Raw genomic sequence first — 14643 nt, forward strand, 5'->3', positions numbered from 1 at the left:
GTCACCATGATCATCAGTACCGCCGCGCTGTCCGGCTGCACGTCAGCCGACACCGACCCGCCGTCCACCGATGCGCCCACCTCGGGCGGCGACCGAGCAACCAGGGCGAACCGCGAGCCTCTCGCGGCGACGGGCGGCTCCTACTCAGCGACGGAGGTCTGCGCCTACCTGAAGGGCGAGATCCCGGCGCTGAAGGAGGTCGGCAGCCCGGTCGGGCGGCACGCCAACCTGGCCGGCAAACTGGCCACCTTCTTCGAATCCCACGGCAAGCCGGAGAACGGCGCCGTACTGGACGCGGCGACCAAGACGGAATGCCCGGCGGTGCGTACCGAGGTGCTGACATTGATCGAAGTGGACAGCTTCAGCTCGTTCTAGTCGGGACGGCGCGCGGACACATCCGCACGAGACGGGCCGTAGGAGCTTCCGTAGCCGCAGCCGCCGTGCTGATCGTGGATCACCGGCCCGGGGTCGACGCGATGCCGATCTCAGTCGCGATCACCGTCGCCGCCGTTGAAGAGGTCGACGAGCCCCTGGGGTGCGCCGGCGCCGAAGATCAGCTCGATGGTCTCGCGTGCCGCGATGGCTTCGGACTCGCTGCGCCGGAACATGATTTCCTCGTATGCGGCGAGGGCGGTCTCGGGATCGCTGGGGTGCGCGGCAATCGCCTGTCCGAGCTCGGCCCCGTCAAGCATCGCGAGGTTGGCGCCTTCCCCGCCGGGCAGGGTCACGTGCGCGGCGTCGCCGAGGAGCGTGACGCCGGGAATGCGGTCCCACCGGTGCCGGTCGGGGAGCCGGTGGATGCTGCGCAGGACCGGCCCGGTCTCGCCGTCGGTGATCAAGGAGACGAGTTCCGGCGCCCAGCTCTTGAACTCAGCGGTGATGCGCTTCCTCGCGGCGTCGGCGTCGGCGAAGTCGATCCCGGCGAACCATTCGACCGGGCGGTTCAAGACGATGTAGGTGTGGATGACGTCGCCGGCTTCACGATGCGCGAGGAATCCACGGCCGGGTTTGAGGGCGTACATCGCCCCGTTGCCGACCGCCTTGGCCGCCCCGGGATGGCGGGCGTCAACGTCGTGCAGGTACGTGTCCACGTAGCTCATGCCCGCGTACACCGGCTGCTCGTCGGACAGCAGCGTCCGGACCTTCGACCAGGTCCCGTCGGCGCCCACGAGCAGACCTGAGACGGCCGTGGAGCCGTCGGCGAATGTGAGTTCATGACGTCCCGCCCCGAGCGGCGTCGCCGACAAATACTTCTTGCCCCACTGCACGGCCCCGGCCGGCAGCGACTCCAGCAGGATGCGCCGGATGTCGCCGCGAAGCGCCTCCGGGCGTGCCATGGAGCCGTCGTCGGGCAGTTCGGCGAGCACCGCGCCGTGCTGGTCCAGGACCCGCTGCGCGCCGCCGCCGTGATGAATGATCGAGCGGTACTCCTCGGTGAGCCCGGCGACGGCGCGGGCGAGTTGGCCGTTCTGCTCGTGCAGGTCGAGCTGTCCGCCCTGGGTGCGGGCATCAGCGGACGCGTCGGCGTCGTAGACGGTGACGGGTACGCCGTTGAGGTGCAGGACCCGCGCCAGAGTGAGTCCGCCGAGACCCGCGCCGATGACGGTGACCGGAGTGGTCATGCGCTTCCTCCCGTGGATGGTTGGACCGTTGGTCCACTCCCTCCACTATTGGACCGCCGGTCCAACGCTGTCAAGATGCATCCATGACTTCTTCGGCACAGTCGAGCCCCCGGCGCCGGGATGCCCTCTCCCGGCAGCGCATCGTCGAGGCGGCGATCCAGATCCTCGACGCCGAGGGCGAGGGCGGCCTGACGGTCCGGGCCGTCACGGCTCATCTCTCCACCGGCCGGGGCGCGATCTATCACCACGTCACGAACAAGGACGAACTTCTGACCGCTGCGGCGGGCGGTGTGATCAGCCCGCTGACGGCGGCAGCGGCCGGCGTCGACGACGCGGCTCGGGCGATCCGTGCTCTGGCGTCAGGGATCTTCGACGCGATCGACGCGCACCCATGGGTGGGTACGCAGCTCTCCCGCGACCCGTTCCAGCCCGCGGTCCTGCACATCTGGACGGGTGTCGGCATGCTTCTGCACCGGCTCGGCGCCCGCGGAACGGCCCTGGCCGACGCCGGGTCGGCACTGGTCAACTACGTGCTCGGCGCGGCTGCCCAGTACGCCGCCGGTGCTCGGCGCGTTTCGGACGACGCGGCCCGTCGAGACTTCCTGGAGGCCCTGGCCGCGCGATGGGCGCAGCACGACGGTGGCGCCTTGGTGCAGGAGTCGGCATCGCTGCTTCGTGACCACGACGACCGTGCGCAGTTCCTCGCTGGAGTGGACATTTTTCTCGCCGGCGTCCGGCATCGAGAACGTGGCACGCCGGACGACTGACCGGCGGCGGGGCGTTCCGGATCACCCTGCCGTTGGCGGCGGTCCGAACCTACAGCATGTAGGTTTCAGGGGAGTCGCCGTCCGGGCGGCTGTCCGAGAGAGGTCCATCTGATGCCGTCGTTCCTCGACCCGGAGTGGCTCATCTCGACCTTCGGGCTGATCGGCATCCTGGCCGTCGTCTTCGCCGAGTCCGGTCTGCTGATCGGCTTCTTCCTGCCCGGCGACTCGCTGTTGTTCACCGCCGGCCTGCTGGTCGCCGACGGCACCTATCTGCACCAGCCGCTGTGGCTGATGTGCCTGCTGGTCTCGATCGCCGCGGTCGCCGGTGACCAGTGCGGCTACGTCTTCGGGCGGCGCTTCGGGCCCGCCCTGTTCCGCCGGCCCGATTCGCGGTTCTTCAAGCAGGAGAACCTGACCAAGGCCCGGGAGTTCTTCGCCAAGTACGGCGCCCGCTCGATCGTCCTGGCCCGGTTCGTGCCGATCGTCAGGACCTTCACCCCGATCGTCGCCGGCGCGAGTCGAATGCGCTACCGCACGTTCCTGACCTACAACATGATCGGCGGAACGTTGTGGGGCTGCACCGTGACGACCCTCGGCTACTTCCTCGGGCAGATCGCCTTCGTGAGGTCGAACATCGAGTTCATCCTGATCGGCGTCGTCGTCGTCTCGGTGGTCCCGATCGCCGTCGAGCTGCTGCGAAGCCGGCGTCGGGCGGGTCGTCAGGCCGACTGATCCGGGCGTGTCCCGCGCCGGGCCGTGGCTGTCCAGCCTCGCTCGAAGCTCGGCGATCATGCTGACCCTCTACGGCGAGAAACATCCCAGTCAGCCCACCAGTACGGGGCCGGCTGGACCACTACGACCTGCTGCACACCCTGCCGAAGATCTACGGCCTGCCGCTGCTCGACGAGGCCGCGCGCTAGAGCCAGGCCGCGCGCTAGAGCCAGGCCCGCGCGAGCTCGACGAACTTGACCGTCGCCAGCCCGGCCACGGCCAGGAACGCGGCGGCGAGCAGGGCCGGGGCAAGCAGCCGGCGCAGCCGTGGCGCGGGTGCGGGTCCGATCAGGGCCTGCACCCGGCGCACCGCGACGCCGCCGTCGATGCCCAGTGTGGCGGGCGGTCCGGCGCCTGCTCCGGCGAGCGCGGCCCGCGCGACCGCCTGGGCGGCCAGCTCGCGGTCGCCGACGTCGGCCGCCGCGTCCTCGTCGGCCCACCGCTCGACGAGGTACGCGACGGCCTCGCGGACCGGGATCAGCAGCGGGTTGAGCGCGGCGGCGGCGGCCGCCGCCGTGGTGAGGTGGTGATGGCGCCGGGCGAGGTGAGCATGCTCGTGGGCGAGGACGACCCGGCGCTCGTCGGCGTCCAGCAGCCGCAGGATGCCGGTGGTGACCAGCAGGTGGCCCGGCCGGCGGAATGATCCGGGCACGGCCAGGGCCAGCGGCTCCGACCAATCGGCCACCACCAGGCCGTCCTGCGGGGTGCCGATGGACCGCAGGCGCCGATTCGTGGTGACGCGCAGGCGCACCTCGGCCAGCAACCGGAGCCCACCGCCCAGCAGCAGCAGCCCGGCGACCAGGGCCACCGGTCCCGGCACGGGCTCGGGCAACTCCAGCGTGGGTTGGTTGTCCAGGGCGGACAGCGGTGGCACGTCGTCGAGCATGGTGAGCGCCAGCATGGTCAGCGACCAGGTGGACGACACCGCCGCGACGACCGCCGTCAGCGTGAGCGTCCAGGCCGCCGGGCCGGGCGTGCCCCGCGCGGCGATGCGCCGGGCCGCCAGGACGAGCGGCAGCGCCATCAACAGCGGGAGGTAGACGGCGACGGTCACGAGCGGCGTTTGCGCTCGGTGCCGGCCAGCAGGGCCCGCAGCACCGCCGCGTCCGATTCGTCGAGCGACGCCGCGAACTGTTGCAGCACGGCCTGCCGGTCGGTGCGGTCGGTCAGGGCGGACCGCATCTGGTGCGCCGCGGCCGTGGCAGCATCCTGGACCGGCCAGTAGACGTGTCCCCGGCCTTCCTTGCGCCGCTCGACCACGGCCTTCTCGTGCAGCCGGATGAGGATCGTCTGCACGGTGTTGTACGCCAGTTCGCCGCCGATCTCGCGCTGCACGTCGGCCGCGGTCAGGGGTCCCTCCGCCGCCCAGAGAGCGGCCATCACGTTCGCCTCGAGCGCCCCCGGCGCCCGCCGCCCGTCCTTCGTCGTCACAGTTGCTGACCTCCGGCGTCAGGATACCGCCGCTGACATGCGCGAGAACCGCGCCGACACGGTAAAAACCTACGCATTGTAGGATCAACAACCTGGAACGGCCGACTGCCGGCCGGCCCGAGATCAGCTTCCACCCGCGACCTTCGGACGGTCAGGACGCCGCCGGAGCGGGCGCGGAGGTCGCCGACGGTGCTGGGGTGGCGTCATCACCGCTGTTCCCGCGGCCGTTGTCACCCCCGCCGGTTGCCGTCGCCCGAGCCGTTGCGGTCCCTCCGGCCGTCGACGCCCCGCCCGTTGCGGCCGCCCCGGTCACCGCCCCGGTCGCCGTCACGGCCCTCGGCCTGGTTGCCGCCACGGCTGTGGCCGCGGTCGTCGCCGTGGTGGCCGCCGTCGACGAGAGCGCCGATCGCGACCAAGCCACCGCCCAGCACCCCACCGAGCAGCAGCGCCGCGACAGCCACCGCCAGCGGCACCCGGCGGCGGCCCTCGGCGGGCCGACCCCACCAGCGTCGGCGCGTCGGCCGCGGACCGTCGCCGGCCGCGTTCCCGAACGGGCCGGCCGCCGCCGCGGCGTCGACGGGTCCGGCGGCGGGGGACTGGTCGGGCGAGCGTCCGGCCGCGGTGGTGTCCTCGGCGGCAGGATGGCCCCCGGCCGGGGGCTGAGCAGCGGTGGGCTCGTCGTCGGCGTTCGGACGCGGTGTCTGGTCGGTCATGATGGCAACCCCGTTCTGGTGGATGGCGGTCCGGGCCTGTCCCGTCCGTCACCCATAACCATCGGCTCCGCTGCTAAGAGCAGGCCTGTGGTGTTCCTAAGAAGCCGATGAGAGAACCGGCGCGGCCGGGAGCCGGATGGTGATCACGGTCCCGTGCGGCTCACCCGCCTCGGCGGTAACGGTGCCGCCGTGCTGCGCGGCGGTCTGGGCGACGATCGCCAGGCCGAGGCCGGAGCCGGGTGTCGACCGGGCGGCGACCGCGCGGTAGAAGCGGTCGAAGACGTGCGGCCGGTCGGCCTCGTCGATCCCGGGACCCTGGTCGGTGACGGTGAGCCGGTAGCCGTCCGGGCCGTCGGCGAGAAGCGACGTGTGCACGGTGGTTCCGGGCGGGCTGAACTTGGCGGCGTTGTCGAGCACGTTGACGATCATGCGTTCCAGCTCGTTCGGCCGGCCCAGCACGGTGGCCGGCCCGAGGTCGGCGGTGAACGTGAGGCCGGGGGCGCGGATCCGGACCCGGCCGAGCGCGGCGTCGACCACCTCGGGCAGCTCGACCGGCTCGGCGTCACCGCGGGTGGTCTCCTCGCGGGACAGCTCGACCAGTTCTGTGGTCAGCGTCGCCAGCTCGCCGACCTGTGCGTCGAGGTCGTGCAGCAGCTTGGCGCGTTCCTCGGGCGGGAGGCGGTGGGCCAGTTCGGGGTGACGTTCCACCTCGAGCAGCAGTTCGATGTTGGTACGGATGCTGGTCAGCGGCGTACGCAGCTCATGGCCGGCATCCTCGACCAGCGTGCGTTGCGCGTGCCGGGCGGTGTCGATCGCGGCCAGCATGGTGTTCACCGACGTGCCGAGGCGGGCGATCTCGTCGGCGCCGTCGGTGGCGATGGGGCGGCTGAGGTCCATGGTGACGGCGACGTCCTCGACCGCGTCGGTGAGTCGTTGCACCGGCGCCAGCCCGGCGCGGGCCACGGCGCGTCCGAGCAGGGCCGCTCCGGCGATGCCGAGCGCGCAGCCGACGGTGAGGAGAATCGCGAACAATCGCAGGGTACGGTCGTCCGGTCCCTGGTCGAGGGCAACCTGCACCGCGCCGCCGCCACCACCGCTGACCGGAACGGTCAGCATCCGGTACGTCTCGCGGCCGACGTCGACCTCCTCCTGCGCCATCCGGCGCCCGCCGGCCGCGACCTGCTGCGCCTGCGCTGTGACCGGCAGCGGGCTGGCGGCCGAGCTGAGCACCGCGGCCCGGGCGTCGAGAATCTGCCAGCGCGGCCCGAGCTGCCGTGGGCCGTGCCGCCCGCCGCCGCGCTGATCCTCCGGGCCGGGCCGGGCGCCGCCGGTGGTGATCCACTGGTCGGGTTGCGCGGCGATGGCGTTGGCGTCCGCGCTCAGCTCGGACTGCATCCGGTGTTGCTGGATCTCCTCCACGACCAGCCAGGACGCCACCGCCATGAGCACCACGGCAGCCGCCACGGCCCCGGTGACCAGCAGGGACAGGCGAGCATGCAGGGTGCGTCGGCGCCACCACACCTTCACAGCGGCTCCTCCCGCAGCACGAAGCCGACCCCGCGGACGGTGTGCAGCAGCCGCTGCTCGTCGCCGGTCTCCAGCTTGCGGCGCAGGTAGCCGAGGTAGACGTGGATGCTGTTGGAACTCTCGCCGAAGTCGTACCCCCAGACCTGCTCGAACAGAACCGCCCGGGTGAGCACCTGCCGCGGGTGCCGCAGGAAGACCTCGAGGATGGAGAACTCGGTGCGGGTCAGCCGGATCGCCCGGTCACCGCGCCAGACCTCGCGGGTTTGTGGGTCGAGGCGTAGGTCGGCGAAGGAGAGAAGGGTGTCCGGCGGCGCGGGGGCGGCCGGCGTGGCCAGCATCGAGCGGCGCAGCAGGGCCCGCAGCCGGGCCTTGAGCTCCTGCACGGCGAACGGTTTGACCAGGTAGTCGTCGGCGCCGGCGTCCAGCCCGGCCACCCGGTCGCCGACGCCGTCGCGGGCCGTGACCATCAGGACAGGCAGCAGGATGCCGTCCTCCCGGAGCAGCCGGCAGGTCTCCAGCCCGTCCATCCGGGGCATGCTGACGTCCAGGATCATCACGTCCGGCTCGCCGGCCCGGACGGTGTCGAGCGCCTCCTGCCCGTCCCCGGCCGTGTCCACGTCGTGGCCTTCGAAGCGCAGCGTACGGGCGAGCGAGTCACGCACCGCAGCATCGTCGTCCACGACCAGGACCCGCATGTGTCTCCCCGTTTCTCGGCCCGCCTCGTCTCATGGTGGACCGGCAATCGTGAGAAATCGTGGCGCCATCCCTAAGCATTTCCTATGAGCCGGGCCGGGCCCGGCCCGGTGGGCGGCCCGGGTGGTCGCGTCGCGATCGCGAGATCGCTAGCCGGCGTCCTTCTTGCGGCCTACGACGGAGGCGAGCAGGTCGCGCAGCGCGAGCTGCTCGCCCGCTGCCATGTCACCGAACAACCGACCGGCGACGTCGTCGGCGATCGTGCGGGCCTCAGCGAGCCGCTTGCGCCCGAGCGCGGTCAGGGCCACCGCGCGCGCCCGCCGGTCGCCGGGCACTGCCTGCCGTTCGGCCAACCCGGCTTCCTCCAGCTCGTCGACGGTACGCATCATCGTCGACTTGTCACCGTCGAGCTCGGTGACGAGCCGGCTCTGGGTGGCCGGACCGACCCGGGCGAGGGCCATCAGCACGCCGAACCGCCGTCCGTCGAGGCCGAGCAGCGTCATCCCCTGGCCGCTGCGGCTCACCTCGTCGCTTGCCGCCCTCCTGCTGTTCGATCAGGCCGTGTACGCCGGGCAGTTCCTCGCCGGCACGTTCCCGGCGCTGCACACCCACCGGGTCAACGCCACCTACGCCGGCATCGCCGTTCTGGTGGTGGTGGCGGCAGCCGCCGCGGCGCTTCTGCGCTGGCCCGGCCGTGGCACGATCTGGCCGTTCCTCGCCGGGCTGGGCATCTTCGGCCTGGTGGCACTGCAGATCGCCCTCGGCTTCGCCCGGGTGCTCACCCTGCACGTTCCGCTCGGCATCGTGATCATCCTGGGGTCGCTGCTGCTTGCGGGCTGGTCGTGGCGTTACCGGCAGGTGCGGTCATGAAGGTGACCAGGCGGCAGGTGCTGGGCGGGCTCGGTGTCGCGGCCGTGGTCGGCGTGCCCTTGCTGTCGGGCGTACGCGGATCGACCTCCACCGGATCGCTCCTGCCGAGCCGGCTGCGGTTGCCGAGCCCCTTCAACCTGTCGTTCCGCGTCCCGCCTCCGCTCCGACCGGTCCGCCGCGACGCCACCGGCGACCACTACCGGATCGTCCAGCGAGCGGCGGCGGCCGAGATCTTCCCCGGGTCAAGACCGAGATCTGGGGGTACGAGGGACGGTTCCCCGGCCCGACGATCCACTCGGTCCGAGGCCGCCGCACCGTCGTCAACCACCGCAACGACCTGCCCGTGCCGACGGTGGTGCACCTGCACGGCGGGCACACACCGGCCGGCGACGACGGCTTCCCGACCGACCTGGTCGCGCCGGGCGACAGCCGGGACTACGCCTATCCGCTCCGCCAGCCGGCCGCCACCGGCCCGGCAGCCAGGTTCGGCTGATCAACGAGTTCGGGGATCGGACCACCATGCCGGTGATGCGCTTCGACATCACCCACACCGCGCCCGACGACAGCCGGATTCCCGACGTGCTGGCGCCCGAGGCCGAACCGGCCGGCAACCCGGTGGTGACTCGGGACCTGCGCTTCCGCCACGACACTGTCAACGGGATGCCCGGCTGGACCATCAACGGCATTCCGTTCGGCCCCGGCCGGCCGGCGGTGACGGCCCGGCTGGGCGTGACCGAGATCTGGCGGCTCGGCTCGGACTTTCATCATCCGATCCACCTGCACCTGGCGGCCTTCCGGGTGGTGTCCCGCGGCCTCGGCGGGCCCGGGCCGTACGACCACGGTCCCAAGGACACCATCGACCTGCGGCCGGCCGAGCAGGCCAGCATCCGGGTCACCTTCACCGACCACCCTGGCCGGTACGTCTTCCACTGTCACAACCTGGAACACGAGGACATGGGGATGATGGGCGTCGTCGAGGTGACCGGCTGAGCCGCCCGGCCGGGGCCGGGCGGCTCAGCGTGATCAGTTGACGGTGAACGGCCCGGCGATGCCTCCCCGGTTGGACTCGATCCAGATGGTCGCGGGCCGGGCCGCGGGTGCGGCACCGTTCCGCAGGCGTACGTCGAACGTGCCGCCGGCCAGCGGTGGCGCCGCCACCACCCCGGTCGAGGTCAGCACCGGGCCGGCCAGCGATCCGGAGTGGATCAGGATGGTCGCTCCGACGACCGAGCCGGCCCCGGTGACCCGGAAGTCGCCGGCCTTCCACGACGCCGTGCCGATCGCCACCTGGTCGACGGCCGGCACCACCAGCGCGGTGTCCGACCTGGAACCGGCCGCGGTGGTCACGGTCAGCTGGAAGGTCAGCGGCCGGTTGGTCATCGGGTAGCGGTAGAACGGCAGGGTGAAGCTCGGGCTCAGGGTGTTCGCCCCGGTGAGCGCCACCCGGTCCGGGTCGGTGGCGCCGATCGGATTGGTGGTGCCGGTGGCGAGCTGGGTCCACGCGTAGGTGGCGCCCGGCGTCGACCCGGCGCCGTCCAGGGCGACCCGGGTGTTGCGGACGACCCCGGTGCGGTCCGGGCCGGCGTTCGCGACCACGGCGCCCTGCGGCGTCAGCGGGCCGAGCTTGGCCGACGGCGTACCCCATCCGTTGACGTTCTTCGCCTGAACGGTGAAGAAGTACGGGGTGTCGGCGGTCAGCCCGGTCACGACGAGGCTGGTGGCGGTGGTCTCGGCCAGCGCGCCGACGGTCGCACCGGCGGCGTCGTAGGCCTGCACCCCGTACCCGGTGATGCTCGGATCGCCCGAGGTCCATCGGAGGGTGACCTGACCGGTCCCGATCGTCGGCGAACCGAAGGCGGGCGCGTCCGGCGTCGGCGTGTTGGTGATCGTGTACGTCCGGGAGCCCACCACCGACACGTTGTTCGACGGGTCGAACGCGACGAACCGCAAGGTCGTGTCCGCGGCGACGAGGATCGGCGCGGCGTAGTGGATCGCGGTGGGGGAGAGCATGTCGGCGATCAGCGGGTCGGTGCCGTCGGCGGTGTAGTAGATCTCCGAGCCGGCCTCGTTCGCGGTCAGCGTCACGGTCTGCGGGACCGCGTACGAGCCGGACGACCGGGACGCCGCCACGGTCGGCGGGGTGGTGTCGGTGACCGCGCGGACCGAGACCCGCGGGAACGTCTCGCCGACCGAGCTGACCGACGCGATCTCCACGTCGTACGTCTCGGCGTCGGAGAGGCCGGTGATGGTCGTGCCCCGGGCCGACTGGCCGGTGATCCGCCGGCCGACCTCGACCTGCTCGTTGCCGGTCATCGTCTGGCCGACCGCGGTGGCCCGGTAGCCGGTGATCGCCGGGGTGCCGGGGATGGCCAGCGCCGGCGTCCAGGTGAGCTTGACGCCGCCCGGCACCTTGGCCGCGACGACGTCGGTCGGCCCGACCGGGCCGGAGGCCAGCGGGCCGTTCGGGCAGCCGCCCATGCCGGGGCCGCCGGGCTCGCCGAACTCGGCGATCGTGACGCCCTGCCGGTTGCCGATCAGGTCGGTGACCTCCCAGGACAGCAGCCGCTCGCCGAGCGAGGCGTTGGCGGCGATGTGGGCGACGGCCGCGTCGTCGAAGACGTAGGTGGCGGTGAAGACGTCCCCGTTCACCGAAAGCCCGGACTGGTATCCGCCCTTCGGCGCCGGGGTGAGCGGGCCGGGCAGCGCGCGGACGTCCCGCCGCCCGACGGCGGTCGCGGTCAGTTCCGGCTCGATGATCCGCTGCTCGATGTTGGCCGGGTTGACGCCCGCCCCGAGGTGGCCGGTCACGGTCACGGTGGTGCCGTTCTGCACCGCGTCCTCGGTGACGAAGCCGTCCTGGACCCGGGTGTCGCCGCCGGCGGTGTCGCCGAACCGGATCGAGGCGACGTCGCCGGGCCGGATGTCCGGCGTCACCTTCAGGCCGGTCCCGGCGCCCCAGCAGTAGCCGCCCGGATGGTTGACCTCGAAGGCGACGTCGCCCTCGGCGACGACGCCCTGCGCGGACCCGACGATGCCGACGCCGGGGCGGGTCACCTCGATGGTCGCGGCCTCGCCGATGTGGTCCTGGTAGCCCTCGACCGTGATGAAATCGCGGTCGGGGAAGACCAGCAGGTTGTCCGGCGCAGCCGGGACACCGGCGGCCAGCGCGGAGGCGCCGCCGGTGGTGGCGATAGCGCCCACGGCGGCCGAAAGCACGACGGTCAGGCCGAGCCGGAGGAGCCGGCGGCCGGGGGAGGGCTGTGCGGAGGAGGACATCGGGCGGCTCCGTTGCGGGGCGGAAGGGACGAACCCGATACCTGAGGCACCGGAGGTCGCAACGTATGGCCGCCCGCTGAGGCCGCGCCGAGGTAATGCTGAAGCTCGTCTGAGGTCCGGTGGGTCAGGCCGCGGGCACTGCCGCCGCGATGTCGACGAAACCGTGAACGAGGGACCGTCGCTCGCGGCGCCGCCACGCGACAAGCAGCGGACTCGGCGCGACACCCTCCACCGGAACGACGACGATGCCGTTCGCGCGATTGATCGTGAGCGGGGCGAGACCGACCGCGTCCGACCACAGGACGGCCTGGATGCATTCCCGTACGGTCCGGACGATGGTGTCGACGCCGGGCACCGCCTCGCGGCCGCCGGCCCAGAAGTCCCGCCAGAGCGGGTCGGTGGAGCCCGCGAGGCGGAACCAGCGCCGGTCCCGCAGATCGCTCAGCCGGACCCGATCCCGGCCGGCGAGCGGATCGGACTCCCGCAGGACGACCCCGACGGCGTCCCGGCGGATCTCAGCGACGGCGATCCCGGCCGCGTTGAAGGGGCCGCGGGTGACGGCGACGTCGGCCAGCCCGCGGCCGACACCCACGGTGGGATCGGTGAGGTCGCCCTCCACGATGCGGATCTCCACGCCGGGGTAACGCTCACGGAAGGTGTCGATCATCGCCCGGCCCGCGTGATCCAGGCTGTCGGCCAGCGTCCCGATCGTGATGACGCGCGTGCCGGACGCCTGGGTCACCAGCGACGGCAAGGACTCCACCCGGGCGAGTATCTCGCGTGCCTCGGGAAGCAGCGCGTGGCCGGCCTGGGTCAAGGTCATCCCGCGAGCGGTACGCGTGAACAACTCGACGCCGAAGTCGCCCTCCAAAGCCTTGATCGCCCTGCTCAGCGGCGGTTGTGACATGCGCAGCCGCGCCGCCGCCCGGCCCACGTTGAGATCCTCGGCCACCGCGACGAAGTAGGCGAGCGAACGGAGATCCACCCCTCCGACGATACCCACACGGTATGGCACCGGCGGAACGGGTCTTGGACCCGGGCCACCGACCGAGATCCAATGAACCGGTGACGGACAACCCCGCACGCGTCGGGCGATCAGGAAGGTACGGCAACACCATGGCCATCCTCTGGACGGGCGTAGCCGTCGCCGGTGTCGCGGCCGTACTCCTCGCGATCCGATCGTTCCGGCCCTCGCCGCTGCCGGCCCCGGCGCCGTGGACGGATCCGCTGCCACCGGCCGCACCGCCGCCGGACATGGCGATCTACCGGCTTCCCACCGGCACGTACCAGAACAAGGCCTTTCTCGCCTACCGCGGCGGGGCGTTCTCGGAGACCCGGCGCTTCGCCGCGACCGCCGTCCTCGTCCGGCATCCGGCGGGTGACCTGCTGATCGACGCCGGGTTCGGCGAGAACGTGGCCGCGCACATCGCCACGATGCCGTCCTACCGGCGCAGCCCGCACCAGGTCGGCGCCACCGTGTATCAGCAGCTGTCGGCGACGAGCTACGACCTGGCCCGGCTGCGCGGCGTCATCATCACGCACGCCCACTGGGACCATGTGAGCGGCCTGGACCGGCTCCCCGTACCCATCTGGATGAATGCCGGGGAGAGCCGGTACGTCGACCGGGCCAAGGACGCGGTCGTGTTCCGCGACGTCTCGCGCGACCGCGAGATCCACCGCTACTCGTTCGACGGGCCGGCCTACCTCGGCTTCCCGAGGAGCCATGATGTGCACGGCGACGGCTCGGTGGTCATCGTGGAGGCCGGGGGTCATACCGATGGTTCGGTCGTTGTCTTCGTGACCCTGCCTGACGACCGCCGGTTCGCCTTCATCGGTGACCTGACCTGGCAGATGGAAGGGGTCACGCTGCGGGCGGAGCGTCCGGGGCTGCTGCGGATGCTCGCGGACGTCCGGCCGGCGGACGTGCGTACCAGCCTCCTGCGGATCATCGCCCTGGCCGATCGGGTGCACCTGGTTCCCGCCCATGATGTCGGAGCGTTCGACGCGATTCCCGAATGGCAGTTCACCCCGGCCGGGACGTGAGGTCGGCGGCGGGCTCGCCGACTGCGACATACCGCGCGCTCTGCCGCGTCCTCCCTCAAACCTACTCGTTGTAGGAATTTGTTGGAACTCGCGTTCGGAGGGGCGGCACATGGTCACCGACTACACGAAGGTATTCCGCGACAGCGCGGCGGTCGAGAAGTACGAACATCGCACCTACGCGCCGGACAGTTACGCGTCACGGATCAACGACCGCCAGCGGCGCTACCTGCGAAGCCTGGTGCGGACCACGTTTCGTGCCGGCAAGCCGGTGCAGCACGACTTCGGTTGCGGCACCGGGCGGGCCATCCGGGCTCTGCACGGTCTCGTGCGTGAGGCGCACGGCTACGACACGTCGACCGAGATGATGGCCAAGGCGGCCGAGGTCGGGGCGCGGGCCCATTGGCACGCGGTGGCGCCCGACGGCCCGGTGCCGGCGCCGATCGACGCGGGACGTCCCGCGATCGTGACGATGTTCCGGCTGTTGCTCAACGTGGATCCGGTGGTGCGCGATCGCGCCCTAGCCTTCGCGGCGCAGGCCCTGCCCGATCCCGCCGCGGGATTGCTGGTCGTCGAGAATCACGGCAACGCCAGCTCGTTGAGGCACCTGCGCGCCGGCCGGCACGCCGGTCGGCGATGGTTCGCCGAGTTGTCGCACCAAGAGGTGACCGCGCTGTTCGACCGGCACGGCTTCCGGCTGGTCGAGCGTCGTGGGTTCTCGATGCTGACCCCGGGCTGGTACGAGCGCCCGGTGGTAGGCGTCGCGGCTCGCGCGGCCGACGCGGTGGCGACCCGCTCGCCCGGGGCGGATCGCTACGCGGTCAACGTCGTCTACGTCGCCCGCCGCAAGTAGCCGGCCCAAGGTCAAGGACTGACGTCGGCACCGCGTACGTTGCGGGCGAAGTTGATCGCGACGGCGTCGCCAGTTGGGAG

At 71.9% G+C, this 14643-nt stretch carries 17 protein-coding genes; 8 read left to right on the plus strand and 9 right to left on the minus strand.

Annotated elements, in window-relative coordinates; genetic code table 11:
* The first annotated feature begins 6 nt into the window (after positions 1 to 6).
* Positions 7 to 375 (plus strand): hypothetical protein, encoded by a 369-nt coding sequence (locus tag AB0O15_RS41670; RefSeq protein WP_364331488.1) that lies wholly within the window; start codon positions 7 to 9, stop codon positions 373 to 375.
* A 110-nt stretch (positions 376 to 485) separates the two neighbouring features.
* On the opposite strand, the gene AB0O15_RS41675 is transcribed toward AB0O15_RS41670, so the two are convergent.
* On the minus strand, positions 486 to 1622 hold the full coding sequence (locus AB0O15_RS41675) for an NAD(P)/FAD-dependent oxidoreductase (RefSeq protein ID WP_364331491.1): 1137 nt from the start codon (positions 1620 to 1622) through the stop codon (positions 486 to 488).
* A gap of 83 nt (positions 1623 to 1705) precedes the next feature.
* Here AB0O15_RS41675 and AB0O15_RS41680 point away from each other — a divergent pair, with 83 nt between their 5' ends.
* Together AB0O15_RS41680 and AB0O15_RS41685 are read left to right on the plus strand one after the other, a co-directional pair.
* Positions 1706 to 2389 (plus strand): helix-turn-helix domain-containing protein, encoded by a 684-nt coding sequence (locus tag AB0O15_RS41680; RefSeq protein WP_364331494.1) that lies wholly within the window; start codon positions 1706 to 1708, stop codon positions 2387 to 2389.
* 111 nt (positions 2390 to 2500) lie between these two features.
* Complete coding sequence (locus tag AB0O15_RS41685; RefSeq protein ID WP_364331497.1) at positions 2501 to 3121, plus strand: VTT domain-containing protein; 621 nt, start codon at positions 2501 to 2503, stop codon at positions 3119 to 3121.
* 202 nt (positions 3122 to 3323) lie between these two features.
* On the opposite strand, the gene AB0O15_RS41690 is transcribed toward AB0O15_RS41685, so the two are convergent.
* The 6 genes from AB0O15_RS41690 to AB0O15_RS41715 form a co-directional block, all read right to left on the minus strand.
* Entirely contained in the window at positions 3324 to 4214 is an 891-nt protein-coding gene (locus tag AB0O15_RS41690; RefSeq protein WP_364331500.1) for a M48 family metalloprotease, read from the minus strand.
* Positions 4211 to 4591, minus strand: coding sequence for a BlaI/MecI/CopY family transcriptional regulator (locus AB0O15_RS41695; protein WP_364331503.1), 381 nt, complete (start codon positions 4589 to 4591; stop codon positions 4211 to 4213). Before AB0O15_RS41695 ends, AB0O15_RS41690 begins: the two co-directional genes overlap by 4 nt.
* Positions 4592 to 4821: 230 nt before the next feature.
* Complete coding sequence (locus AB0O15_RS41700) at positions 4822 to 5304, minus strand: hypothetical protein (protein WP_364331506.1); 483 nt, start codon at positions 5302 to 5304, stop codon at positions 4822 to 4824.
* Positions 5305 to 5400: 96 nt separating this feature from the next.
* Complete coding sequence (locus AB0O15_RS41705) at positions 5401 to 6831, minus strand: HAMP domain-containing sensor histidine kinase (protein ID WP_364331509.1); 1431 nt, start codon at positions 6829 to 6831, stop codon at positions 5401 to 5403.
* Positions 6828 to 7526: a response regulator transcription factor gene (locus AB0O15_RS41710; RefSeq protein ID WP_364331512.1), complete on the minus strand. Its 699-nt coding sequence runs from the start codon at positions 7524 to 7526 to the stop codon at positions 6828 to 6830. The genes AB0O15_RS41705 and AB0O15_RS41710 overlap by 4 nt, the downstream gene beginning before the upstream one ends.
* A gap of 147 nt (positions 7527 to 7673) precedes the next feature.
* Positions 7674 to 8048, minus strand: a complete 375-nt coding sequence (locus tag AB0O15_RS41715; protein ID WP_364331514.1) for a MarR family transcriptional regulator — start codon at positions 8046 to 8048, stop codon at positions 7674 to 7676.
* Between the two features lie 37 nt (positions 8049 to 8085).
* Here AB0O15_RS41715 and AB0O15_RS41720 point away from each other — a divergent pair, with 37 nt between their 5' ends.
* Genes AB0O15_RS41720 through AB0O15_RS41730 form a run of 3 tightly spaced genes read left to right on the plus strand, consistent with a single transcriptional unit; the run spans position 8086 to position 9384 of the window.
* The gene (locus tag AB0O15_RS41720) at positions 8086 to 8394 is read left to right on the plus strand and encodes a hypothetical protein (protein ID WP_364331516.1); all 309 of its coding nucleotides are present in this window, start codon (positions 8086 to 8088) and stop codon (positions 8392 to 8394) included.
* Positions 8354 to 8887: a multicopper oxidase domain-containing protein gene (locus AB0O15_RS41725; protein WP_364331518.1), complete on the plus strand. Its 534-nt coding sequence runs from the start codon at positions 8354 to 8356 to the stop codon at positions 8885 to 8887. The genes AB0O15_RS41720 and AB0O15_RS41725 overlap by 41 nt, the downstream gene beginning before the upstream one ends.
* A gap of 35 nt (positions 8888 to 8922) precedes the next feature.
* Positions 8923 to 9384: a multicopper oxidase domain-containing protein gene (locus tag AB0O15_RS41730; RefSeq protein WP_364331521.1), complete on the plus strand. Its 462-nt coding sequence runs from the start codon at positions 8923 to 8925 to the stop codon at positions 9382 to 9384.
* Between the two features lie 33 nt (positions 9385 to 9417).
* Here AB0O15_RS41730 and AB0O15_RS41735 read toward each other — a convergent pair whose 3' ends face one another.
* Together AB0O15_RS41735 and AB0O15_RS41740 are read right to left on the minus strand one after the other, a co-directional pair.
* On the minus strand, positions 9418 to 11670 hold the full coding sequence (locus AB0O15_RS41735) for a fibronectin type III domain-containing protein (protein ID WP_364331524.1): 2253 nt from the start codon (positions 11668 to 11670) through the stop codon (positions 9418 to 9420).
* Positions 11671 to 11794: 124 nt separating this feature from the next.
* Positions 11795 to 12655, minus strand: coding sequence for a LysR family transcriptional regulator (locus AB0O15_RS41740; RefSeq protein WP_364331527.1), 861 nt, complete (start codon positions 12653 to 12655; stop codon positions 11795 to 11797).
* 131 nt (positions 12656 to 12786) lie between these two features.
* On the opposite strand from AB0O15_RS41740, the gene AB0O15_RS41745 reads away from it, so the two are divergent.
* Positions 12787 to 13713, plus strand: coding sequence for an MBL fold metallo-hydrolase (locus tag AB0O15_RS41745; protein ID WP_364331530.1), 927 nt, complete (start codon positions 12787 to 12789; stop codon positions 13711 to 13713).
* A 109-nt stretch (positions 13714 to 13822) separates the two neighbouring features.
* Entirely contained in the window at positions 13823 to 14563 is a 741-nt protein-coding gene (locus tag AB0O15_RS41750) for a methyltransferase domain-containing protein (RefSeq protein WP_364331532.1), read from the plus strand.
* Positions 14564 to 14643: the final 80 nt, after the last annotated feature.

It is taken from the genome of Actinoplanes sp. NPDC089786, assembly GCF_040684855.1.
GTDB lineage: Bacteria > Actinomycetota > Actinomycetes > Mycobacteriales > Micromonosporaceae > Actinoplanes.